At 65.5% G+C, this 22,587-nt stretch carries 22 protein-coding genes; 15 read left to right on the plus strand and 7 right to left on the minus strand.

The genetic code is table 11. From position 1 onward, the window contains the following. Positions 1–9 precede the first annotated feature (9 nt). Positions 10–1,560, minus strand: coding sequence for a formate dehydrogenase beta subunit (locus AC1PQG_RS11195; RefSeq protein WP_481122642.1), 1,551 nt, complete (start codon positions 1,558–1,560; stop codon positions 10–12). After that, positions 1,557–2,060, minus strand: coding sequence for a formate dehydrogenase subunit gamma (locus AC1PQG_RS11200; RefSeq protein WP_481122643.1), 504 nt, complete (start codon positions 2,058–2,060; stop codon positions 1,557–1,559). The genes AC1PQG_RS11195 and AC1PQG_RS11200 overlap by 4 nt, the downstream gene beginning before the upstream one ends. Before the next feature lie 281 nt (positions 2,061–2,341). On the opposite strand from AC1PQG_RS11200, the gene AC1PQG_RS11205 reads away from it, so the two are divergent. From AC1PQG_RS11205 to AC1PQG_RS11230, 6 genes are all read left to right on the plus strand, one after another. Continuing rightward, the gene (locus AC1PQG_RS11205) at positions 2,342–4,732 is read left to right on the plus strand and encodes a HAMP domain-containing protein (RefSeq protein ID WP_481122644.1); all 2,391 of its coding nucleotides are present in this window, start codon (positions 2,342–2,344) and stop codon (positions 4,730–4,732) included. A 16-nt stretch (positions 4,733–4,748) separates the two neighbouring features. Continuing rightward, positions 4,749–5,720 (plus strand): chemotaxis protein CheX, encoded by a 972-nt coding sequence (locus AC1PQG_RS11210; protein WP_481122645.1) that lies wholly within the window; start codon positions 4,749–4,751, stop codon positions 5,718–5,720. Between the two features lie 34 nt (positions 5,721–5,754). Beyond that, positions 5,755–6,120, plus strand: coding sequence for a response regulator (locus tag AC1PQG_RS11215; protein WP_481122646.1), 366 nt, complete (start codon positions 5,755–5,757; stop codon positions 6,118–6,120). 25 nt (positions 6,121–6,145) lie between these two features. Further along, on the plus strand, positions 6,146–6,937 hold the full coding sequence (locus AC1PQG_RS11220; protein WP_481122647.1) for a methyl-accepting chemotaxis protein: 792 nt from the start codon (positions 6,146–6,148) through the stop codon (positions 6,935–6,937). Beyond that, positions 6,930–7,502: a hypothetical protein gene (locus AC1PQG_RS11225; protein WP_481122648.1), complete on the plus strand. Its 573-nt coding sequence runs from the start codon at positions 6,930–6,932 to the stop codon at positions 7,500–7,502. The genes AC1PQG_RS11220 and AC1PQG_RS11225 overlap by 8 nt, the downstream gene beginning before the upstream one ends. A gap of 310 nt (positions 7,503–7,812) precedes the next feature. Then, a complete protein-coding gene (locus tag AC1PQG_RS11230) occupies positions 7,813–8,625 on the plus strand; it encodes a response regulator (RefSeq protein ID WP_481122649.1) in 813 nt (270 codons plus the stop codon). 12 nt (positions 8,626–8,637) lie between these two features. Here AC1PQG_RS11230 and mfd read toward each other — a convergent pair whose 3' ends face one another. From mfd to ygfZ, 4 genes are read right to left on the minus strand one after another with little or no spacing between them, the layout of a single operon-like run. Beyond that, a complete protein-coding gene (gene mfd / locus AC1PQG_RS11235) occupies positions 8,638–12,081 on the minus strand; it encodes a transcription-repair coupling factor (protein ID WP_481122650.1) in 3,444 nt (1,147 codons plus the stop codon). 49 nt (positions 12,082–12,130) lie between these two features. Beyond that, positions 12,131–12,898 carry an NRDE family protein gene (locus tag AC1PQG_RS11240; protein ID WP_481122651.1) on the minus strand — a complete coding sequence of 256 codons (768 nt, stop codon included), beginning with the start codon at positions 12,896–12,898 and terminating at the stop codon, positions 12,131–12,133. Next, a complete protein-coding gene (locus AC1PQG_RS11245; RefSeq protein WP_481122652.1) occupies positions 12,889–13,179 on the minus strand; it encodes a DUF4936 family protein in 291 nt (96 codons plus the stop codon). The genes AC1PQG_RS11240 and AC1PQG_RS11245 overlap by 10 nt, the downstream gene beginning before the upstream one ends. A 9-nt stretch (positions 13,180–13,188) precedes the next feature. Then, positions 13,189–14,220 carry a CAF17-like 4Fe-4S cluster assembly/insertion protein YgfZ gene (gene ygfZ / locus AC1PQG_RS11250; RefSeq protein ID WP_481122653.1) on the minus strand — a complete coding sequence of 344 codons (1,032 nt, stop codon included), beginning with the start codon at positions 14,218–14,220 and terminating at the stop codon, positions 13,189–13,191. 170 nt (positions 14,221–14,390) lie between these two features. Here ygfZ and mltG point away from each other — a divergent pair, with 170 nt between their 5' ends. The 6 genes from mltG to AC1PQG_RS11280 are packed head-to-tail and all read left to right on the plus strand — an operon-like array spanning position 14,391 to position 18,916. After that, complete coding sequence (gene mltG, locus AC1PQG_RS11255; RefSeq protein WP_481122654.1) at positions 14,391–15,392, plus strand: endolytic transglycosylase MltG; 1,002 nt, start codon at positions 14,391–14,393, stop codon at positions 15,390–15,392. Then, complete coding sequence (gene tmk / locus AC1PQG_RS11260) at positions 15,389–16,006, plus strand: dTMP kinase (protein WP_481122655.1); 618 nt, start codon at positions 15,389–15,391, stop codon at positions 16,004–16,006. The genes mltG and tmk overlap by 4 nt, the downstream gene beginning before the upstream one ends. Further along, positions 16,003–17,064 (plus strand): DNA polymerase III subunit delta', encoded by a 1,062-nt coding sequence (holB, locus tag AC1PQG_RS11265; RefSeq protein ID WP_481122656.1) that lies wholly within the window; start codon positions 16,003–16,005, stop codon positions 17,062–17,064. The genes tmk and holB overlap by 4 nt, the downstream gene beginning before the upstream one ends. Next, positions 17,061–17,429 (plus strand): PilZ domain-containing protein, encoded by a 369-nt coding sequence (locus tag AC1PQG_RS11270; RefSeq protein ID WP_481122657.1) that lies wholly within the window; start codon positions 17,061–17,063, stop codon positions 17,427–17,429. The genes holB and AC1PQG_RS11270 overlap by 4 nt, the downstream gene beginning before the upstream one ends. 30 nt (positions 17,430–17,459) lie before the next feature. After that, positions 17,460–18,233: a TatD family hydrolase gene (locus AC1PQG_RS11275; protein ID WP_481122658.1), complete on the plus strand. Its 774-nt coding sequence runs from the start codon at positions 17,460–17,462 to the stop codon at positions 18,231–18,233. Continuing rightward, complete coding sequence (locus AC1PQG_RS11280) at positions 18,230–18,916, plus strand: ankyrin repeat domain-containing protein (RefSeq protein WP_481122659.1); 687 nt, start codon at positions 18,230–18,232, stop codon at positions 18,914–18,916. Before AC1PQG_RS11275 ends, AC1PQG_RS11280 begins: the two co-directional genes overlap by 4 nt. Here AC1PQG_RS11280 and AC1PQG_RS11285 read toward each other — a convergent pair. Continuing rightward, the gene (locus tag AC1PQG_RS11285; protein ID WP_481122660.1) at positions 18,909–19,103 is read right to left on the minus strand and encodes a hypothetical protein; all 195 of its coding nucleotides are present in this window, start codon (positions 19,101–19,103) and stop codon (positions 18,909–18,911) included. The genes AC1PQG_RS11280 and AC1PQG_RS11285 overlap by 8 nt on opposite strands. Positions 19,104–19,298: 195 nt before the next feature. Between AC1PQG_RS11285 and AC1PQG_RS11290 the strand changes: the two genes are divergently transcribed. The 3 genes from AC1PQG_RS11290 to nifE all read left to right on the plus strand — a co-directional run bounded on the left by AC1PQG_RS11290 (position 19,299) and on the right by nifE (position 22,581). Beyond that, positions 19,299–20,507, plus strand: a complete 1,209-nt coding sequence (locus AC1PQG_RS11290; protein WP_481122661.1) for a tyrosine-type recombinase/integrase — start codon at positions 19,299–19,301, stop codon at positions 20,505–20,507. A gap of 258 nt (positions 20,508–20,765) precedes the next feature. Further along, positions 20,766–21,143 carry a hypothetical protein gene (locus AC1PQG_RS11295; protein ID WP_481122662.1) on the plus strand — a complete coding sequence of 126 codons (378 nt, stop codon included), beginning with the start codon at positions 20,766–20,768 and terminating at the stop codon, positions 21,141–21,143. A 40-nt stretch (positions 21,144–21,183) separates the two neighbouring features. Further along, positions 21,184–22,581, plus strand: coding sequence for a nitrogenase iron-molybdenum cofactor biosynthesis protein NifE (gene nifE, locus AC1PQG_RS11300; RefSeq protein WP_481122663.1), 1,398 nt, complete (start codon positions 21,184–21,186; stop codon positions 22,579–22,581). Positions 22,582–22,587: the final 6 nt, after the last annotated feature.

Consider the following 22,587-nt stretch of genomic DNA (forward strand, 5'->3'; position numbering starts at 1 on the left):
GGGCGTTCCTTACTCGGCAGTGACCGGCGCGATGCCGAAATCCTGCGGGAAATGGGTGAGGGCGGATTTGACGGGGTAGGGGGCCATGCCGCCCAGCGCGCACAGGGAGCCGTTGAGCATGGTGTCGCACAGGCTGTCGAGGAGGGCCAGGTTGGCGTCCCTGTTCTCGTCGGCGATGATGCGGTCGATGACCTCCACGCCGCGCGTCGAGCCGATGCGGCACGGCGTGCATTTGCCGCAGGATTCCGTGGCGCAGAACTCCATCGCATAACGGGCCAGCTTTGCCATGTCGGCCGTGTCGTCGAAGGCGACCAGCCCGCCGTGGCCGATCATCGCCCCCATCGCCGCATAAGCCTCGTAGTCGAGGGGCACGTCGAACTGGGATTCCGGCACGTAGGCGCCCAGCGGGCCGCCGACCTGCACGGCGCGGATGGGTCGGCCGCTGGCCGAGCCGCCGCCGTAGTCGAGCAGCAGTTCGCGCAATGTGATCCCGAAGGCCTTTTCGACGAGGCCGGGATGGCGCAGGTTGCCGGCCAGCTGGAAGGGCAGCGTGCCGTGGGAGCGGCCCATGCCGTAATCCCGATAGAAGGCGGCGCCACGGGCGAGGATCAGCGGCACCGCGGCGAGGCTCATCACGTTGTTGATCACCGTCGGCTTGCCGAACAGGCCCTGGATGGCCGGCAGTGGCGGCTTGAAGCGCACGATGCCGCGCTTGCCCTCCAGGCTCTCGAGCATCGCGGTTTCCTCGCCGCATACGTAGGCGCCAGCGCCGAGGCGCACTTCCAGCTCGAAGCTGCGGCCGGAGCCGGCCACGTCGCTGCCCAGCCAGCCGGCCTCGCGGGCCTTGGCGATGGCCTGCTGCAGGGTGTGGAAGGCGTGCGGGTATTCGGAGCGCAGGTAGATGTAGCCGTGGCGGGCGCCCACCGCCAGGCCGGCGATGGTCATGCCCTCGATAAGGCAGTAGGGATCGCCTTCCATCAGCATGCGGTCGGAGAAGGTGCCTGAATCGCCTTCGTCGGCGTTGCATACCACGTATTTGTCCGGGCCGGCTGCATGCAGCACGGTGTTCCACTTGATGCCGGTCGGGAAGGCCGCACCACCGCGCCCGCGCAGGCCGGAGTCGGTGACTTCCTTGACGATCGTGGCGCCGTCCAGGCCGACCGCCTTCAGCAGGCCCTCGAAGCCGCCGTGGGCTTCGTAGTCGGCAAGGGACAGCGGATCGGTGATGCCGACGCGGCGGAAAGTCAGGCGTTCCTGCCCGGCGAGGAAGGGAATGTGCTCGGTCAGCCCGTGGCCCAGGCGATGCATGCCGCCTTCGTGAAAACCGGCATCGAACAGGGCCGGCACGTCCTCAGGCACCACCGGGCCGAAGGCCAGCCGCCCGGCGTGGCTATCCACCTCGACGAGGGGTTCCAGCCAGTACATGCCACGGGAGCCGTTGCGCACGACTTCGATGTCGAGGCCGCGGGCTGCAGCCTCGGCGGCGATGGCCTGGGCCACGTCCTCGGCGCCGACCGACAGGGCACCGGAATCGATGGGAACGAAGATGCGGATGCTCATGCCAGGACCTCCTCGCGCAGCCCCTCGATGACTCGGTCGAAGCGGGCGCAGCTGACCCGGCCGAGGATCTCGTCGCCGACGCGGATGGCCGGCGAACAGGCGCAGTTGCCGAGGCAATAGACCGGCTCGAGGCTCACTGCGCCGTCCTGCGTGGTCTGGTGCCAGTCGATGCCGAGGCTGCGCTTGGCGTGCTCTTCCAGCGCCACGCCGCCCTTCGCTTGGCAGGACTCGGCGCGGCACACCTGGATTACATGGCGTCCGGGCGGCGTCGTGCGGAAGTGGTGATAGAAGCTGACGACTCCGTGGATCTCGGCGCGGCTCTGGTTGAGTGCGGCGGCGATGACGGGAATCGCCTCGGGCGGCACCCAGCCGAGGGCGTCCTGTATCGCGTGCAGCATCGGCAGCAGGGCGCCGGGCCGGGGACGATGGGTGTCCACCGCGGCATGGATCGCTGCGAGGCGGTGTTCGGGCGGTGCGACCGAAGCGGGTGTCACGGACATGGCATTCCTCAAGGTGTGATGCGGCGGGGCGCCGTATTCAATTTGCGAGGAATGGTAGCCGGGCTTGCCGTGAATCGGCATCGAGAAAAGTCGAACGGCTGTTCGGTGCCTCCGAAGGGCCCTGCCTACTGAATGCAGCGACCGTCACAAGAATATAACTAAAGATATACATACTCCGGCCTCCCGCAGATTGTTGCTTTCTGTTTCGCCGTGCCGGTGGTCTGGTTTCGGTTGGAAACGAAGGCGCGACGCGGCTTTGTCCATTCCTATCGATACCGAGCATGAATATCCGACATCGCATCATCCTGCTGGTCGTCCTGAGCCTGACGGCGATGCTGTCCATTGGCGGCTATGCGGTCCTGCAGTCCCGCTGGAACGCTTCCGAAGTGCGCATCGTCACCGAGGGCATCGTGCCCAGCGCGCTGGCATCGGCCGACCTGGTCGCCCACCTGAAGGACGTCCAGCTGACGACGATGGAACTGGTTTCGGCACCGGACGCCAAGCTGGCGCTGCAGACCGAAGACAAGCTGAAGACCGACAAGGCGGCCCTGAAGGCGGCCATCGAACAGCAGGCGTCGCAGGCTACCAGCGACACCCAGCGTGGCCTCGTGGTACAGGCAAAGGAGAGTCTCGACAACTACTTCGCGGCCATCGATGACGCGACCCGCTTCAAGCTGTCCGGCCAGAAGGAGATGGCCGAGGCCGCCCTGTTCGGCGCGGTGGGCGAGTACCAGCGCGAGATTCAGTCCGTCGTCGAGACGCTGCGCATCGAGAAGAACCGCAGCAAGGACGGCGCCATCACCGCCCTCAACGACAGCCTGGCACAGACCGTGACCGGCATCTCGGCGGCGGCGCTGACCGCGCTGGCCATCCTCGCGGCAGTCGGCGGCATGCTGTACCGCCAGGTGGTACGTCCCATCGGCCGCATGCAGTCGATGATGACCGAGATCGCGTCGAACCAGGACTTCAGCCGCCGCCTGCCGGTCGAGCGGGAGGACGAGATCGGCCGCTCCATCGTCGCCTTCAACACGATGCTCGCCAAGATCGAGGAAAGCTCGGCCCAGCTGCGCCAGAAGACTGCCGACATCCAGACCATGCTGCAGAACATGCCCCAGGGCATCCTGACCATCGCCGACGGCAACCGTGTGCATCCGGAGTATTCGGTGTTCCTCGAGAGCATCTTCGAGACGCAGGCCATCGCCGGGCGCGACATGATGGAGCTGGTGTTCTCCGGCACCAATCTGGGCTCCGACCTGCTGTCGCAGATCGGAGCCGTTGGTGGCGCCTGCATCGGCGAGGACGCGATGAACTTCGAGTTCAACGCCCACCTTCTGCCCGGTGAGATCGAGAAGACCCTGGCCGACGGCCGCGTGAAGATCCTCGACCTCAACTGGTCGCCGATCACCGATGCGGACGGCAACACGGTGCGCCTGCTGCTGTGCGTGCGTGACGTGACCGAGCTGCGCAAGCTGGCCGCCGAGGCCAACGAGCAGAAGCGCGAGCTGGAGATCATCGGCGAGATCCTGGCGGTCAGCCAGGAGAAGTTCCATGAGTTCATCGCCGGCGCCCTCAAGTTCGTGGACGAGAACGAAGCCCTGATCCGCCAGCGCGACGAATTGCAGACCGGGACCATTGATCGCCTGTTCCGCAACATGCACACCATCAAGGGCAACGCCCGCACCTACGGTCTGCTGCACCTGACCAACCTGGTGCACGAGGCGGAGCAGACCTACGAGGCCCTGCGCCGCCCGCGTCCCGACATCGCCTGGGATCAGGAACAACTGCTCGGGGAACTCAACGGCGTGCGCGCCGAGGTGGAGCGTTACGCCCGCATCAACGAGGTCAGCCTGGGCCGCAAGGGGCCCGGCCGCCGCGGTGGCGTCGAGCGCTACCTGATGGTGGACCGGGAGCAGATCCAGCACACCCTGCAGCGCCTGGAAACGGTGAACACCGGCAACATGCGGGAACTGGTCGCCGCCCGCGACGAGGTACATCGCGTGCTGCGCCTGCTCGGCACCGAATCCATCAGCCACGTGCTGTCCGGCATCTTCGATTCCCTGCCGTCGCTGGCCCGGGAGCTGGGCAAGGTGGCGCCGATGGTCACCATCGACGACAACGGCTACGTGGTGCGCAGCCAGGCCGGCAGCCTGCTGAAGAACGTTTTCATGCACCTGATCCGCAACGCGGTGGATCACGGTCTGGAAACGGTGGACGAGCGGATGGCCGCCGGCAAGCCGCTGGCCGGGCTCATCTCCCTGGATGCCAACGTGCGTGACGGGCAGTTCCAGTTGGCGCTGCGCGATGACGGGCGCGGCCTGGCGCTGGCGCGCATCCGCCGCATCGCGGTCAACAAGGGTCTGATCGGCGAGGATGCGCAGCTCGACGACGTGACGACGGCCAGGTTGATCTTCCAGGCAGGTTTCTCGACGGCCAGCCACGTGACCGAGGTGTCCGGCCGCGGCGTTGGCATGGATGCGGTGCTCGACTTCGTGAAGCGCGAGCACGGGCGCATCGAGATCATGTTCCTGGACGATGCCGAAGGCGCTGACTTCCGCCAGTTCCAGATCGTCGTCTGCCTGCCCGACAGCTTTGCGGTACGTGTGGACATCGGGCCGGACGCCCGCGACGCGGACCTTCCGGTAGCCGAAAAGGCCCGGCAGGCAGCGGTTTGAGGGGACGAGCATGGACATGAACAGCAACAAACTGGTCGTCAGCAAGGTGCTGATCCTCGACGACGCGGTCGGGCATTTCGATGGGCTGAAGGCCTTCTGCGGTGATGCCGGCCTGCTCGGCATCCGTCCTCAGCAGGGCGATGCCGGCAGCGTGATGGGCATCCTGCGGTCCAACGTGGACCTGGGCGGCATCATGCTTTACGAGAACTACGGCGGTCCGGCCGGCGAAGGGCTGGCCCTCGCCCGGGAGATCCACGCGCTGCGCCCCGAGTTGCCGATCTTCCTGCGCCGCGACGCGGTTGCCAGTGTGGCCGGTCTGGCCGAGCGGGACGCGGCGATGTTCCGCTGCGCCTACACGCTGCAGGACCTGCAGCACCTGCGCGCCTCCCTCGACGCCTCGATCTTCAGCAGGGTCTATCCCAACGAGTTGGTGCGCGGCATCGCGGAGATGACGCGGACTTCGCTGGAAAGCCTGTTCCGCGGCTGCGAGGTGGACATGGAGACGCCCTACCTGGTGAAAGACCGGATCATCCACGGCGAGGTGTTCACGATGATCGCCATCGAGAGCAACTGGTGCCGCGGCTACATGATGCTGCAGGCCTCGGAGAGCGCCTTGCTGCGCCTGCTGGGCGAGGACTGCGAAGCGCGCGAGCCGATGGGCTTCCGCGAGCTGAACAACGTGCTCGGCGAGGCCACCAACCTGATCTGGGGTTCGTTCAAGAACCGCTATGTCGGGACGACCGACAAAGGGCTCCACGGCCAGACCCAGGTGCCGATCATCATCAACCATCACCGCAACTACATCTCCTTCGGCTCGGAGGATCCGCAGCTGTGCTTCAAGTACACGCTGCGTCCGCAGGGGCGGGAGGACGTGGCGGTGCCGGTTTACCAGCGCTTCGTGTTCAACCTGAGCTGGTCGCCGGAAGCCTTTCACGAAAATCCGTCGGTCGAGGCGCTGGTCGAATCCGGCGAGCTCGAACTGTTCTGAACATCCGTTTTTCAATTTTTGAGGAGTATTTCCCATGGCACAGGTTTTGGTCGTCGATGATTCCAGCACGGTCCGCAACGAAGTCTGCGATTTTCTGAAGGCCAACGGCCTGACGGTCAGCGCGGCGGTGGATGGCCGCGACGGGCTGGACAAGCTGAAGGCGGACCCGGGCATCAAGCTGGTTGTCAGCGACGTGAACATGCCCAACATGGATGGCCTGACGATGGCCGAGAAGATCCGCGGCGAGCAGCGCAACGCCAGCGTCAACATCATCATGCTGACCACCGAGAACAGCCCGGCGATGAAGGAGCGCGGCAAGGCGGCCGGCGTGAAGGGCTGGATCGTCAAGCCCTTCAACGGCCCGGCGGTGGTCGGCTCGCTGAAGAAACTGGTCGGCTGAGGAGCGCGGGCACGCGGAAACATCGATGGAAACGGGATTGAACGCCTTCCTGGTCGCGCTGCTCGGCGGCAGCCTCGCCACCTCCGTGTGGTGGTCGAAATGGACGCGGGTCCGCAAGAGCCATCGTTCGGCGCTGGCCGAGCGGGACCGGCTCATCGACGAGCTCGGGCCGCGCATCCCGCCGGCCGAGGCGGAGGCGACGCGGGCCTCGCTGCAGGCGCGCATCGATGCGCTGGAGCAGTGCCTTGCGGCCCAGCAGAGCAGCCACCAGGCGGCGCTTGCCCGTGGCCGCGAGGAGGCCGAGGCCGCAAACGCGGCCTCCCTCGCGGCGCTGGATGCGGCGCACCGGCAGAAGCTGGCCGAGCAACGCAGCGCGCTGGCCACGGAGCAGGGTGCCTGGCAGGGGAACGTGGCGTCCCTGCAGGGCATGATCCGCAGCCTGGAGCGCTGGCATGGCGAGATGCAGGCCATCCTGCGCAACAATCAGGAGCTCAAGAAGCAGAACGAGCAGTTCCAGAACATCAACAAGAGCGTGGTGATGCTCGCCCTCAACGCGTCCATCGAGGCAGCGCGGGCCGGTGAGCAAGGGCGGGGCTTCTCGGTCGTTGCCGATGGCGTGCGCGATCTGGCCCTGACGTCCACGCGCCTGGCCCAGGACTACAAGACCAACCTGGACAAGAACGACCTGATCACCACGACCACCTTCCAGGACATGCAGGCCAGCGGCAACATGATCCGCACTGCGCTGTTCGGGCTCGGTGCGACGACGGAGCGCATCGCCCAGATCGTCGCCGGGCAGGACGGATCGCATGATTAGCCGGGATGCGCGGGAGTCCATCGAATGGCTGTTCAACAAGGCCATCCGCGAGCACAGCGTGAATGCTGCGTCGGACAGGTGCGAGATCCATCCGCAAGCGAGCCGGGATGAAGCGGGAAGCGGCTCCACCGCCGATCTGGTGGTGCTCAACATTTCGTCCTACCTGTTCCGGATCGTCGCACTGTTCGAGTTCGAGCGGGAGGGCGGGATGAGGAGCCACCTGGCCGGACTCGCGGGTCTCGATGAACGGACGCTGGACGAAACGGTACTGTTCGATGCCTACGCGGAATTTGTGAACATGGTGTGCGGCGCGGTCAATCGCGGGCTCTCCGCGCGTTTTCATGCCGGCATGTCGACGCCCTTCTTCCTGGAGAGCGCCTGCGTGGATCATGTGGCGATCCTGCAGCCGACCGGGATCATCGCGCTGACGGCCACAATCAACGACACCGCCCGCTTCAGGCTGACCCTGTGCGTGCAGGTGGCGAGCAACGAGACGCTGGATTTCCGCCTCGACCGGCATGAGGAGCAGCAAGTGGAGTCGAGTGGCGAGCTGGAGTTCTTCTAGCGGCCTGGCGCTGCCCGTTTCAGTGACTATCTTACTTGCATATAAATGCGGAATGGCTAGAATTCACCGCACGACATCTTGATGAGTCATCTCCATCCGGGTGTCGTTCTGTAGATGACTCCCAGCTTTAGTCCGGCCACCCCCCTGGCCGGCTTTTTTTTGCCTTCTGCCCTTGCTCTTCGTGCCGTCCGCGCTCCGGGGGGCGATCGATCCGTGAGTGCCGTTTTCACCATTTTTTAGCGGATCGACCTCAATTTTTTTCATTTTTGTTCGCTAACAGTGCCGTCCAAACTGGTTAGGCACAAGAACAATGACGAACACCGCTTCCCGATTCGAAAACACCCGGCTCCTTCTCGTCGAGCCGTCGGCCCTGCAGGCCAAGATCATCCAGCGGGAATGCGAGGAAATCGGTCTGACTCGCGTCCGCACTGTCGGCAGCTCCGCGGAAGCGCTGGAGGCCATGCGCGTGGAGCGGCCGGATGTGGTGCTCAGCGCTCTCTATCTGCCGGATCTGCCCGGCACCGAGCTGGTGGCGGCGATGCGCACCGATCCGCGTCTTGAGGACGTGGCCTTCATCCTGATTTCCAGCGAAACCCGTCCGCAGGCCCTCGACCCCGTACGGCAAGCCGGCCTGTGCGGCATCCTGCCCAAGCCCTTCGATGCCTCCCAGCTGGCCAGGGCGATCAGCCGCACGATGGATCTGCTCGGCACTCGACGCGATCTGGAGAACGAGGTCGACCTGGAGGAGGTGCGCGTGCTGCTGGTGGACGACAGCCCCAATGCGCGCAAATTCGTCCGGCGCATCCTGTCCAACCTGGGCCTGCAGCACTTCATCGAGGCGGACAACGGGCGGGAGGCCGTGGTGCTGCTCGGTGACACGATGGTCGACCTGATCGTCACCGACTACAACATGCCGGAGATGGATGGGCGGGAACTCGTCGAATACGTGCGGACCCGCAGCTGGCAGCAGGCGGTACCGATCCTGATGGTGACCAGTGAGTCGGATGCCAGCCGTCTGGCCGCCGTGGAGCAGGCCGGCGTGTCCGGCATCTGCGACAAGCCGCTGGAGACGGACATGCTGCTCGACCTGCTCACTACCATGCTCCAGCGCGATCAAAACTGATCCGGAGACGAATCAGGCTTTCACGGCCTCCAACAGGTCGCGCGCAGCCTTGACCCGCGCCTTGATGTCCGGCATCGACAGCTTGCGCAGCAGCTTATCGGGTCCGGACATACGGACGCTGCGGTCCTTCTGCATGAGCAGGATGACCTTGGTCGGGTCGATCGGCGCGGTGGCGTCGAACTGCACCGACAGCTGGGATTCGGACGCGTCGAGCTTGGCCACGCCGAAAGGCTTGACCAGCATGCGCAGGCGGTGGGTTTCGAGCAGCGCACGGGCCTGTGGCGGCATCTCGCCGAAGCGGTCGATAAGCTCTTCCTGCAGGGCCTGCAGGTCGTCTTCCGCCTCGCAGTTGGCGAGACGCTTGTAGAGGGTCAGGCGCTCCTGCACGTCGCTGCAGTAGTCGTTGGGCAGCAGGGCGGGGGCGTGCAGGTTGATCTCCGACACCACTTCCAGCGGCTGGCTGAGGTCCGGCTCCTTGCCCTGCTGCAGGTCGCGCACCGCGCGCTTGAGCATTTCGGTGTACAGGCTGACACCGACCTGCTGCATCTCGCCGGACTGGTTCTCGCCGAGCACCTCGCCGGCGCCGCGGATCTCCAGATCCTGCATCGCCAGATAGAAGCCGGAACCCAGTTCTTCCATCATCGTGATCGCCTCCAGGCGCTTCTGGGCCTGGGCAGTCGGCTTGGCATGGGCGTCGGTGAGCAGGTAGGCGTAGGCCTGGTGGTGCGAACGGCCGACGCGGCCGCGCAGCTGGTGCAGCTGGGCCAGGCCGAAGCGGTCGGCCCGGTTGATGATGATGGTGTTGGCGGTCGGGATGTTGATGCCGGTCTCGATGATGGTCGTACACAGCAGCAGGTTGGCCTTCTGCGTCGTGAAGTCGCGCATCACGCGCTCCAGTTCGCGCTCAGGTAACTGGCCGTGGCCGATCACGATGCGCGCCTCGGGCAGCAGCTCCTCGAGGGATTCGCGCATGTTCTCGATGGTCTCGACCTCGTTGTGCAGGAAGTACACCTGCCCGCCGCGCTTGAACTCGCGGATCACCGCCTCGCGGACGATGCCCTTGCTGTGGCGTTGCACGAAGGTCTTGATGGCGAGGCGCTTCTGCGGCGCGGTGGCAATCACCGAGAACTCCCGCAGTCCTTCCAGCGCCAGGCCCAGCGTACGCGGGATCGGCGTGGCGGTGAGGGTCAGGATGTCCACCTCGCTGCGCAGGGCCTTGAGGCCTTCTTTCTGGCGCACGCCGAACCGGTGTTCCTCGTCGATGATGACGAGGCCCAGGCGCTTGAAGGTGACGTCCTTCTGCAGCAGCCGGTGGGTGCCGATGAGGATGTCCACCTTGCCCTCGCCGAGTTGCTTGATGGCTTCGGCCTGTTCTTTGGCGCTCTTGAAACGGGACAGCTCGGCAACCCGGATCGGCCAGTCGGCGAAGCGGTCGGCGAAGGTCTGGTAGTGTTGCTCGGCCAGCAGGGTTGTTGGGCACAGCACAACGACCTGTTTGCCATCGGCCACCGCGATGAAGGCGGCACGCAGCGCAACTTCGGTCTTGCCGAAGCCCACGTCGCCGCACACGAGGCGATCCATCGGCTTGCCGGACTTCATGTCGGCGATGACGGCTTCGATGGCGGCCAGCTGGTCCGGCGTTTCCTCGAAGCCGAAGCCTTCGGAAAAGGCTTCCAGATCGTGCTGCTTGAAGTCGAACTTGTGGCCCTTGCGCGCCGCCCGCTGGGCGTACAGCGCGAGCAGTTCGGCCGCCGTGTCGCGGACCTGCTGGGCGGCCTTCTTCTTGGCCTTTTCCCATTGGCCGGAGCCGAGGGTGTGCAGGCTGACTGCCTCGGGATCGGCGCCGGCATAGCGGGTGATCACGTGCAGCTGGGACACCGGTACGTAGAGCTTGTCGCCGTTGGCGTATTCCAGGTGCAGGAACTCGGTCTGGCCTTCACCGAGGTCCATGTGTATCAGCCCCATGTAACGACCGATGCCATGGCTGGAATGGACGACCGGGTCGCCCTCCTTCAGCTCGGACAGGTCGCGCAGCCAGCCTTCGACGGTGGCCGCCTTGCGGCTGTCGCGGCGGGTCCGGGTGCGGGCGGTGGCGGCGTAGAGCTCCGATTCGGTGACGACTGCCAGCTTCGCGTCCGGCAGGATGAAGCCGGACGCCAGCGGCCCGGTGCCGAGGGCAAGGCCGGCGTCGCCGCCGAGGAAGGCGTCGAAATCCGCCGTCGCTGCCGGCTTCAGGCCGTACTCGGTAAAGAACTCGGCAATGGTCTGCTGGCGGCCGGCCGATTCGGCGAGGATCAGCACGCGGCCGGGGAAACCGTCGGTGAATGCCTTCAGGCGATGCAGCGGATCGGTGGCCTTGCGCTCCACGGACACGTCCGGCAACGCCTGGGTCGGCCCATCGCCGCCGGATTCCGGCAGGGCCAGGCGGGTGCGCTCCTTGAGCGCGACGAAAAAGGCTTCTTCCGACAGGAACAGCTGGTCCGGCGGCAGGATCGGCCGGGTCTTGTCGCCGCCGAGCAGCTGGTGGCGGCTGCGGGCGTCCTTCCAGAAGGCCTCGATCGCACCCGGCACGTTGCGGTGGAGCAGCACCGGTGCGTTGTCGGGCAGGTAGTCGAAGAGCGTCGCCGTCTCGTCGAAGAACAGCGGCAGGTAGTACTCGATGCCCGCCGGCGCGATGCCGTGGGAGACGTCCTTGTAGATCGGGCTGCGCGACGGGTCGCCCTCGAAGGCTTCGCGGAAGCGGCCGCGGAAGCGCGTGCGGCCGGTCTCGTCCATCGGGAACTCGCGAGCCGGCAGCAGGCGGACTTCCTTCACCGGGAACACCGTGCGCTGGGTGTCCGGATCGAAGGTTTTGATGCTCTCCACTTCCTCGTCGAACAGGTCGATGCGATAGGGCAGGGCCGCGCCCATCGGGTAGAGGTCCACCAGGCCGCCGCGCACGCTGTATTCGCCGGGCGACATGACCTGGGTGACGTGGGCGTAGCCGGCCACCGTCATCTGCATGCGCAGGCGCTCCACGTCGAGCTTCTCGCCCTGCTTCAGGAAGAAGGTATAGGCGGCCAGGAAGGCCGGCGGTGCCAGCCGGTAGAGGGCGGTGGAGGCCGGCACCAGCGCGATGTCGGCCTCGCCGCGGCTGATCGCGTAGAGCGTGGATAGGCGTTCGGAGATGAGGTCCTGGTGCGGCGAGAAGCTGTCGTAGGGCAGGGTTTCCCAGTCCGGCAGCAGGTGGGTACGCAGGCCAGGCGCCAGCCAGGCGATCTCGTCGGACAGGCGCTGGGCATCCAGCGGATTGGCCGTCACCACCACCAGCATCCGCCCACCGCCCGCCAGACGGGCGATCGCCAGTGCGTCGGAAGAGCCGGTACAGGCCGGCAGGTCCAGGCGCTGGCCGGGCTTGGCCTTGGCATGGGCATCGAAAGCGGGCAGGAGGTCGCGGAAGGAGGGTGAGGCAGTCATGCGGAATGGTGCTGCAGCGGAAACAAGGGCCGAATTATAGGCGCGGGGCTCAGGCCCGTGCGATCCGGAAGGTCTCGGCAAGCCGACCTGTCTCGATGCCCACGTCGTTCCAGGTGATCTCGACGACCTGTACGGCATCGTGACGATCCTGGCGGATCAGCGTCGAGCAGCGGGTGCCGTAGCCCGGCGCGCGGATGAAGGCGCTCGACAGCATGCGCTCCCAGGCCAGGCTGACGCCGGTACGGGGCAGGCTGGCATCGGCGGCGGGGCGGTCGTCGCGCAATAGCGCTTCCAGCGGCGCCGTGTCCGGCAGCGCGCCCAGCGCCTTGGCGAGACGGGACTTGCCGGCCACGGCCTTCGGCCAGGGCGTGTCGAGCAGATGATTGGACAGTGCGTACAGGCCGGGCGGCAGAATGTGCGCCGCGCCGCTCTCGCTCTCGTAGATGCCGAGGGATTTACCGTCGGACACCAGCAGGTTGAAGGCGTTGTAGCGCGGGCCTTCGTGGCGCAGCCGTTCGAGGGCGGATGCGGTGCTTTCGTCGCTGGCGAGAAAGTCCGTGACCAGCTGGCCGCGGGACGGTCGGCCATCCCGCTGGCGCTGCGGATCGCGGAAGTTCGTCAGGCCGGCGAAACGCCCGCTGCGGGAAACGCCGAGCCAGGTACCGCCCGCTTCGAGATCGCGCCCAGCAAAGATCGATGGGTGTTCAGACCACCAGGCGGCCGCAGCCGCCGGGCGGGTGAAGAATTCGTCGCGATTCGCAGCCACCACCAATGGAAAGTCCGGATGTGCCTGCCAGGCCAGCAGGATCAGGCACATGGGACAAAGCGTTCGACGTGGCGGCGGCCGTCGTCGGCGATGAAGCGGGCCAGCCCTTGGCGCTCGACCGCCTGCTCGAGGCTGCGCTCGAACTCGGAAGGGGTGCCGACGTTCTCGTAGATCTCCATCCACGTCCAGGGATCGTCGGCCTTGCGCAGGAAGCGTCCGGCAACACCGGTTTCCCGCTGGATGTCGGCCTGCAACAGATGGAGTACCCGGGCCAGATCGGCTTCAACGCCGATCCGTACCGGGTAGTAGATGTAGTAATGGGACGGGGCCAAGGGGCAGACTCAGGGCAGGGCGTAGGGCAGGGGGAGGAACTGGACGGTCGGGCCAGCCGGCGAACCCAGATGGACCTCGGTCGATTCGGCACTGGACGTCTGCAGCACCACCAGCACGTCGAAACCACCCTCGGGTGCCGGCGCTGCGCTGACCACCTTGCCGGCGGACTGTTCGCCGAACTCGGGGGAGTACACGTCCGTACCGGCCAGCGGCGCGGCTTCGATGTCCGCATGCACGCGGAACATGCGCTTCTTGAGCTTGCCCAGGTAATGGGTGCGGGCGACGATTTCCTGGCCCGGGTAGCAGCCCTTGTTGAAGCTCACGCCACCGATCAGCTCGTAGTTGAGCATCTGGGCGACGAACTCTTCCTGGATGGGCTGGGTGACGACCGGCAGGCCTTCGGAGATGTCGATCCACTGCCAGGCGGCCGACCCCGCCGGCATGGCGCCGGAGGCGACGAATTTTTCCCACAGCCCAGCGGCTTCGGACAACGGTGCAGAAACGATGAAGCGTGCCCCATCGAGGCGCACGACGGTCGCGATGCCGGACGCGGTGGCCCGTGGTGCGCCGGGGATGTGCAGCCCGGCGGCCTCGAGCGCTGCACCCGCCTGCGGGCCGGCCAGGCCGATCAGTACGCTGTCGCCGCTGTCGTCCATCAGGCGCACCTTGGAACGCAAGATGTACATGGACAGCTTCTTCAGGATCGCGGCGTGGATGTCCGCCGACAGGGTCAGCAGGTAGTCGCTGCCTTCCCGCCACAGCAGGAGGTTGGCGAGGATGCGGCCCTTCGGACTGTTGAAGCTGGTGAATTGGGCCTCGTTGGAGCCGAGCTTCTTCACGTCGTTGGAGAAGAGGTTGTGGAGCAGCACGCTGGCGTCTTCACCACTGGCGCGGATCGCGCCGAGGTGCTGTAGCGGCACCACCACGGTACCCTGCGCAGCCAGGATCACATCCTGCCGTTCGTCTTCATGGAACTTGACGGAGAAGTCGGAAAAGCTTGCGCCTTTCGCGCCCAGATAATTTTGCCAAGTTGCGTTCATCAGTCTTGTCCTGTCGCAAAAACGAGTCTCAAAGCGGTTTGCGCTATTATGGGCGCTGCCGCACGGGGGTTGCCAGCGCTTTTGAAGCAATAATCAAGCCCTCGTGAATCTGCCAGGACATCCTCCTTTCTTCACTGCATTCGTTCGTTCCCGACGCGCCAAGTTCCCTGATGAAGCGCCTGTTTTTTCGCTTGCTGACCCTGGTCCTGCTGTGCGCTGCCGGCGCCGTCGGACTATTGGCATGGTTCGCACACACGCCGGTGCATTTGCACCAAAGCCCCCTTGATTTCACCATCGAACCCGGCTCGCCGATGAAGCAGGTGGCCCGCCAGGTCGTCGATGCGGGCGTCGATGTGGAGCCCTTCGCCCTTGTCCTCCTTTCCAGAATGACCCGCCAGGCCAACGGGATCAAGGCCGGAAGCTACGAGGTCGAGACGGGCGTCACACCGCTGGGGTTGCTCGACAAGCTGACCCGTGGGGACGTCACGCAGGCCGAGCTGCCGCTGATCGAAGGCTGGAATTTCCGCCAGTTCCGGGCCGCGCTGGATCGCCATCCCGACCTGCGCCACGACAGCGCGGGCCTCGCCGACGCGGAGATCCTACGCCGCATCGGCGCCACCGCGACACATCCGGAAGGCCTGTTCTTTCCCGACACCTACCTGTTCTCCAAGCACAGCAGCGACCTGGACATTCTGCGCCGCGCCTACCGGCAGCAGCAGAAGGTCTTGCTGCGGGAGTGGGCGCAGCGGGACGGTGGGCTGCCCTACAGGAATCCCTACCAGGCGCTGATCATGGCCTCCCTCGTCGAGAAGGAAACCGGGCAGGCCAAGGACCGTCCGCTGGTGGCCTCGGTCTTCCTCAATCGCCTGCAGGCCGGCATGCTGCTGCAGACCGACCCGACGGTGATCTACGGCCTCGGGACGGACTTTGACGGCAACCTGCGCAAGCAACACCTGCAGAACGACACCCCCTACAACACCTACACGCGGCCCGGGCTGCCGCCGACGCCGATCGCGATGCCCGGCGTGGCTGCGCTGCAGGCCGCGCTCCACCCGCCACACACCCAATACCTGTATTTTGTCGCCCGTGGCGACGGATCGAGCGCCTTCTCGCGCACCCTCGACGAACACAACCGGGCCGTGGCCCAGTACATCCGGAAACGCAACCCGTGAAATCCCGCTTCATTACTTTCGAAGGCATCGACGGTGCCGGCAAGAGCAGCCAGATCGCCGCGGCTGTCGCGTTGATCGAGTCCCGCGGCATCGAGGTCGTACAGACCCGCGAGCCGGGCGGCACCCCGCTCGGCGAGAAGCTGCGCGAGATCGTGCTGCACGAGCCGATGCATCTGGAGACGGAAGCCCTGCTGATGTTCGCATCGCGCCGGGAACACCTGGCACAGCGCATCGAGCCGGCCCTGGCGGAAGGCAAGTGGGTGGTGTCGGACCGTTTCACCGATGCAACCTACGCCTACCAGGTTGGCGGGCGCGGGCTGGACGAGGGCCGCTTTGCAGCACTGGAACAATGGGTGCATCCCCACCTGCAGCCGGACCTCACGCTGATCTTCGACCTCGACCCGAAAGTGGCCGCCCAGCGCCTCGCGGGCACCGGCAATGCACCCGACCGTTTCGAGCGGGAACAGGCCGATTTCTTTGCCCGCGTGCGCAATGCCTATCTCAAGCGCGCCGCGGCGGCGCCGCAGCGCGTCAAGGTGGTGGACGCCGGCAATGATCCGGAAGCCATCCGGACTGAGGTGGCCGACATCCTCCTGCGGAACTGCTTCCAATGATTTTCGAATGGCAGGCGCCTCTATGGCAGCGGGCATTGGATCGGGCTGAGCGCATGCCCCATGCGCTGCTGTTTGCCGGCCCGGCCGGCGGCGGCAAACGCGTCTTTGCCGAGGCGCTGGCGGCCCGCGTGCTGTGCGCCAGTCCCGGGCCCGACGGCCACGCCTGCGGCGTCTGCGAGGACTGTCTGTGGCGTCAGGCCGGCAATCACCCCGACCTGCTGCGCGTGGTGCCGGAGGCCGACCAGGAAGAGCGCGGCGAAGGCGCCGCCGAGAAGCCTGAGGGTGGCAAGGCGGCCAGCCGTCAGATCGTCATCGAGCAGATCCGCGATCTGCAGCAGTCGCTGACCACCGGCGGGCACCGGGGCAGCCAGCGGGTCGTCATCGTCGATCCGGCCGAGGCGATGAATATCTTCACCGCCAACGCGCTGCTCAAGCTGCTGGAAGAGCCGACCACCAACGTGCAGTTCCTGCTCATCTCGTCGTCGCCCAAGCGCCTGCTGCCGACCATCCGTAGCCGCTGCCAGACCTGGGCCTTCTCCCGCCCGCCGGCCGACACGGCCACCCGCTGGCTGGCCGAGCGTCGGGTTGCCGACGCCGAAGCCTTGCTCGCCTTTGCCGGCGGCATGCCACTGGCCGCGTCGGAGCTGGCAGAGGGCGGTGGTGCGGCGGCACTGCGGCGTTTCATCTCCGATGTGAGCGCAGTGCCGGCCAAGGCGCCGCTGCGCCTGGCCGGGGAGTGGGACAGCTGGCTGAAGAGCAAGGATGCCCAGGCCAGCGGACTCGACATGGCGACCCTCACCAGCTGGCTGCAGCGCTGGATCGCCGATCTGGTCAGCCTCCGCCTTGGTGGTCCGGTGCGTTTCTTCCCGACCCGGTTGAGCGCGCTGCAGGCCATCGCGGACAGGCTGTCCGTGGATACGGCCCTCGGCTGTTACAATGACATCACCCAGTCGCGCCGCGTGGCCCAGCATCCGCTCAACGCGCGGCTCTTTCTCGAAGACATGCTTCTGCGGTACGCCCGGAGTATCCAGGCAACCGCGACGACGGTGCGCCGATGAATGAACCCGTTAGGCGGCCGGCCCAGGCCCGGCCCAGCGTCCTGTCCCTTAACATCAGCTCCAAGTCGGCGCTCTACGCCGCCTACATGCCTTTCATCAAGAACGGCGGGATCTTTGTGCCCACGGCCCGTGAATACAAGCTCGGCGACGAGATCTTCATGCTGCTGCAGATCATGGACGACCCGACCAAGCATCCGGTGGCCGGCACGGTGGTCTGGCAGACCCCGGCAGGCGCCCAGGGGAACAAGACCCAGGGCATCGGGGTCAAGTTCAGTGAGGATGAGGCCGGACAGGTGCTGCGCAACCGGATCGAGCAGATCCTGGCCGGGCACCTGGGTTCGTCGCGTCCCACCCATACGATCTGATCCGATCGCCTTATTTCCGATTGTGCTGCAATGCTTGTTGATTCCCACTGCCATATCGATTTCCCCGATCTGATCGAAGACGAAGCCGGGGTGCTGGCCCGCATGGCCGACAACGGTGTCACCCACGCCCTGTGCGTCAGCGTGAAGCTGGAAACCCTGCCGGGCATCCTTGCCCTGGCGGAGCGCCACGCCAACGTGTTTGCGTCCGTTGGCGTGCATCCGGACAACGCCGACTGCGAGGAGCCGGACGAAGAGCGCCTGCTGGCCCTGGCCGCCCACCCGAAGGTGGTGGCGATCGGCGAGACCGGCCTCGACTACTACTGGCACAAGGACGCGCCCGAATGGCAGCGGGTGCGTTTCCGTACCCACATTCGCGCCGCCCGCCGCAGCGCCAAACCGCTGATCATCCATACCCGCGATTCGGCGGCCGATACGATCCGCCTGATGCGCGAGGAGGATGCAGGTGCTGCCGGTGGCGTGATGCACTGCTTCACGGAAACCCGCGAAGTCGCCGAGCAGGCCCTCGACCTGGGCTTCCATATTTCCTTTTCCGGCATCGTCAGCTTCAAGAATGCCGAAGCCCTGCGGGACGTGGCCCGCTACGTGCCGGCCGACCGGCTGCTGGTGGAAACCGACTCACCCTACCTAGCGCCGATGCCGTACCGCGGCAAGACCAACCAGCCAGCCTATGTCCGGCACGTTGCTGAAGCTGTTGCCAAGGCCCGCGGCGAAAGCCTGGAGCAGATCGCGGAACTGACAACCCGGAATTTCTTCAGGCTCTTCAAGGACGCACGACTGTCATGAAATCCGTTTTCAAGCTTCGCGCCTTGCGCCTGCTGGGCGCCTGCCTGATCAGCGTTCAACTGTGCGCCCCGGCCGCCGCGGCCTCTCTGGACGACCTCTTCAACGCCGCCAAACTCGGCGATGCAGCCGAAGTGGCGCAGCTGGTGAAGAAGGGCATGGACGTGAATTCGAGCGATCCCAGTGGCAACACCCTGCTGATCCTCGCCACCCGTGAAGAACAACCCAAGGTCGTTGCTGAACTGCTCAAGCAGCGCGGCGTCAAGCTGGATGCGCGCAACAGCGCCGGCGATAGCGCGTTGATGCTGGCCAGCCTGCGAGGCTTCACCGAAATCGCGCAGCAACTGCTGGAGGCCGGCGCCGCTTTCGACCATCCGGGCTGGAATCCCTTGCTATATGCCGCCTTCGAAGGTCGTCTGGCAGTCGTCAATCTGCTGCTCGAAAAGGGTGCCAACCCCAATGTTCTGGCACCGAATCAATCGACGCCGCTGATGTTTGCCGCCCGCAACGGACACGAGGACGTCGTGCGCGCGTTGTTGAAGGCCGACGCAAACATCGACTGGAAGAACGACCAGAACGAAAACGCCGAAAGCTGGGCCGGCAAAAACCGCAACACGGACATCGTCGAACTGATTCAGGCCGAACGGAAGGCCCGGGCTGGCAAGCTGCAGCTCGAGATCAATTGACACGGTAACGGTAACGCCGGCCGTGGCCCAGGCGCCAGGGGAGGGACGGTGCCACCTGGCGCAGCACACCGACCCCAACCAGCGCCAGCAGCGCAGGAACGGCGGCCTGCATGCCGTAGCCCCCGGCCAGAAGCACACCAACAAGAACACCCGTGACCATCAGAATGCGGCAAATCAAGGTTTCCATCATCGACTCCTCAACACGATATTGAAGCCCGGCTGGGCGAATGAGCGGATGCACGTGAAGCTGATCAGCTGCTCGATGGCCCCGCGTTCTCGATAGCTGTAATTATATACAGTAAACTGCTGTACGCAAGTTCAGTGGTCTGATTTCGTCCGTCCTGTCGAGCTGGTTCGCATCCAGCCGGATACATCACTGTCCATGTCCATCACCCATACCACCGTGGTGCCACTGCGTCCGCTGGACGAGATCACCGTTCCTGCTGACCTCGATGGCCGCGATGGCGCCAACCGCGCCGACCCGGCACGCCTGCAGATTCAGGCCGAGACGGATGCGGATGCGATCCGCTGCTTCCTGTCCGAGTACGACCGTTCGCCGGGCACCTACCGGATTTACCAGCGGGAGTGCGAGCGGCTGCTGCTGTGGTCGCTGGTGGACTGCGGCCGGCCTTTGTCCAGCCTCAACCGGCAGGATTTCGAGGGCTACCTCAACTTCCTCGCCGATCCACAACCGTCCGCGCTGTGGTGCGGCGCCAAGGTCAACCGGACCTCGGAGAAATGGCGCCCCTTTGTCGGCCCGCTCAGCGAGAGCGCCGTGCTCACGGCGATGGCAGCCATCAATTCATTGATGACCTATCTCGTAGATGCCGGCTACCTGCAGGGCAATCCGCTGGGCCTGATCCGCCAGCGTCGCCGCAAGATGTCCGGCGAGGTCACCGGTCCGCTGCGGGCCGTGGCGCAGACCGAGGAGATGGAGAAGGTCGAGCGCTTTCTCGACCAGCAGATGTGGGATGCGGTGACGTCGGCCATCGAGGCGATGCCGCGGGACGCCGAACGGGGCCGCGACGAATACGAGCGGGCCCGTTTCATCGCTGCCATTCTGTACATGCTGGCGCCCCGTGCCGGCGAACTGGAATCCCACCGAATGAACAGCTTTCGCGAGGAACGTGGGCTGTGGTGGTGGCATGTGGTGGGAAAGGGCGGCAAGAAAGCCAAGGTGCCGGTGGCCGACGACATGCTGCAGGCGCTGATCCGCTACCGCAAGCACCTGGGACTCACCGCCGTGCCGCGCCGAGACGACACCACGCCGCTGCTGGTATCGGTGAAGGACGGCAGCCCGATCACCGCCCGCCGCCTGAACCAGATTCTCAAGCAGATCTTCAGTGCCGCGGCGGAACGGCTGCCACCCGACGCCGAGCACAAGAAGGAAAAGCTGCGCGCCGCGTCGGCCCACTGGGGGCGCCACACCGGCATCACCGCCAAGCTCGACAGTGGCATCAACGAGCGCTTCGTGCAGAAGGATGCCCGCCATACCGATGCCCGCACGACACAGCGCTATATCCACGAGGAAGAAGAGCGTTGGCACGACGAGGCGCAGAAGCAGCGCCTGCCCTGGGCCGGGAAGAAATAGACCGGGGGGTTGTTCCGGGCGGAACGCGGATGTGCGTCCGCCCTTTGAAGCGTTCCGGAATGTACCTGGATTCATAGCGCGCTTTCTGCTGCGCAGCTTCGAGAGTCATCCCGCCTTACGCCGCAATCCGCCTATTGGCGCGGATTTGCGGCGTCCTGCTTTTCAATTTCAGATTCATTTCCCCTGATTGTCCTCGGGTGGCCCGGAGCTTGCTGAATTGCATTCATCGCAATAGGCCGATTCATCCGGGAGTTCAAAATGCCATCCGATGCACTGCCCGTATTTCAGGCGCAAAGCAGCGTGTCGTGCCGTATTTGCACAATTCGCCTCGAGCAATTGTGTTATCGGCGCGCCTGGTGGTTTCGCGCATTTCGGGAAGTACTGGCCACCGGCATCCGGCTATTTGCCTACGCCTACGCGATCCGTGCCGAGGATCATCCGGCACGCTCCCCGATGTGCTACCGCTGCCTGCGATTCAGGAAGAACGCCATAAAGGAACGCTCCGCGCTGTTCAATTGGCTGGATGCCTATTTGAACCCCTTTTTCAATCGGGTGCGGGATTCCTTGCTGACGGAGCAGGAAAAGGAGCACGCCCGCCAGCTTGCCCAGCGGGCGGCGGACCCCGATTTCAACTGATATCGACCAACCGGCTCTGAATGGCTGAAGGGATACGACCATGAACGCAGATGAAATCCAGGCCCTGCTCGACGAGCCCGCCTGCGCCCACAACAACAAGGGTAAAACCGGCTGTGCCAAATCGAAACCAGGTGCGACCCAGGGCGGCTGTGCCTTCGACGGCGCGCAGATCGCGCTGCTGCCGATCGCCGATGCGGCCCACATTGTCCACGGCCCCATCGGCTGTGCCGGTAGTTCCTGGGATGCGCGGGGAACGCGCTCGTCGGGGCCCGACACCTATCGGCTGGGGATGACCACCGACCTCTCGGATATTGACGTGGTGATGGGGCGCGGCGAGAAAAAGCTGTTCCATGCCATCGGCCAGGCGGCTTCCCGCTACCGTCCCGCGGCGGTCTTCGTCTACACGACCTGCGTGCCGGCGCTGCACGGCGACGACGTGGCTGCCGTGGCAAAGGTTGCGGCCGAGCGTTGGCAGATTCCGGTGGTTCCGGTGGACTGCGCCGGCTTCTATGGCAGCAAAAGCCTCGGAAACCGGATCGCCGGCGAAACGCTGTACCGCCACGTGATCGGCACCCGTGAGCCCGAGCCGGCCCGGCCGCGCCCGGATGGTCTGCCGACCCACGACATCAACCTGATCGGTGAATACAACATCGCCGGCGAGTTCTGGCGCGTCGCGCCCCTGTTCGACGAACTGGGCCTGCGCATCCTGTGCACGCTGTCCGGCGATGCGCGCTTCCATGAAGTGCAGACCATGCACCGGGCGAAAGCCAACATGGTGGTCTGTTCCAAGGCGATGCTCAACGTGGCGCGCAAGCTGCAGGAGGACTACGGCACCCCGTTCTTCGAAGGCAGCTTTTACGGTGTGGAGGACACCTCCCAGGCCCTGCGGGATCTCGCCGGGCTTGTCGGCGACGCGGACTTCCGTGTGCGTACCGAGGTCGTGATCGGCCGGGAGGAGGGCCGGGTGGCCCAGCGTCTCGCGCCGTTCCGCGAGCGTCTGGCCGGACGGCGGGCGCTGATCTTCTCGGGCGGCGTCAAATCCTGGTCCATCGTATCGGCCTTGCAGGACCTGGGCATGGACGTCGTGGCGACCGGCACCGAGAAGTCCACCGAGGAGGACCGTGCCCGCATCCGCGCACTGATGGGCCCCGAAGCCCGCATGATCGGCAACAACGACCAGAGCGCACTGATGGAGACCTGTCGCGACTACGGTGTCGACATCCTGTTTGCCGGCGGGCGCTACCTGTATCCGGCGCTCAAATCCGGCATCCCCTTCCTCGACATCAACCACGAGCGGGACTTCGGTTACGCCGGCTACGACGGCCTCGTCGAACTGGCGCAGCACATCGCCGACGTGATCGACAACCCGATCTGGGCGCAGCTCGTTCTCAAGCCGGCGTGGCACCAGCGGCGCGCCATGGCCCTGGCCTGCGCCTGACGGAGG

The sequence above is a fragment of the Zoogloea sp. GDB6 genome, assembly GCF_056724105.1.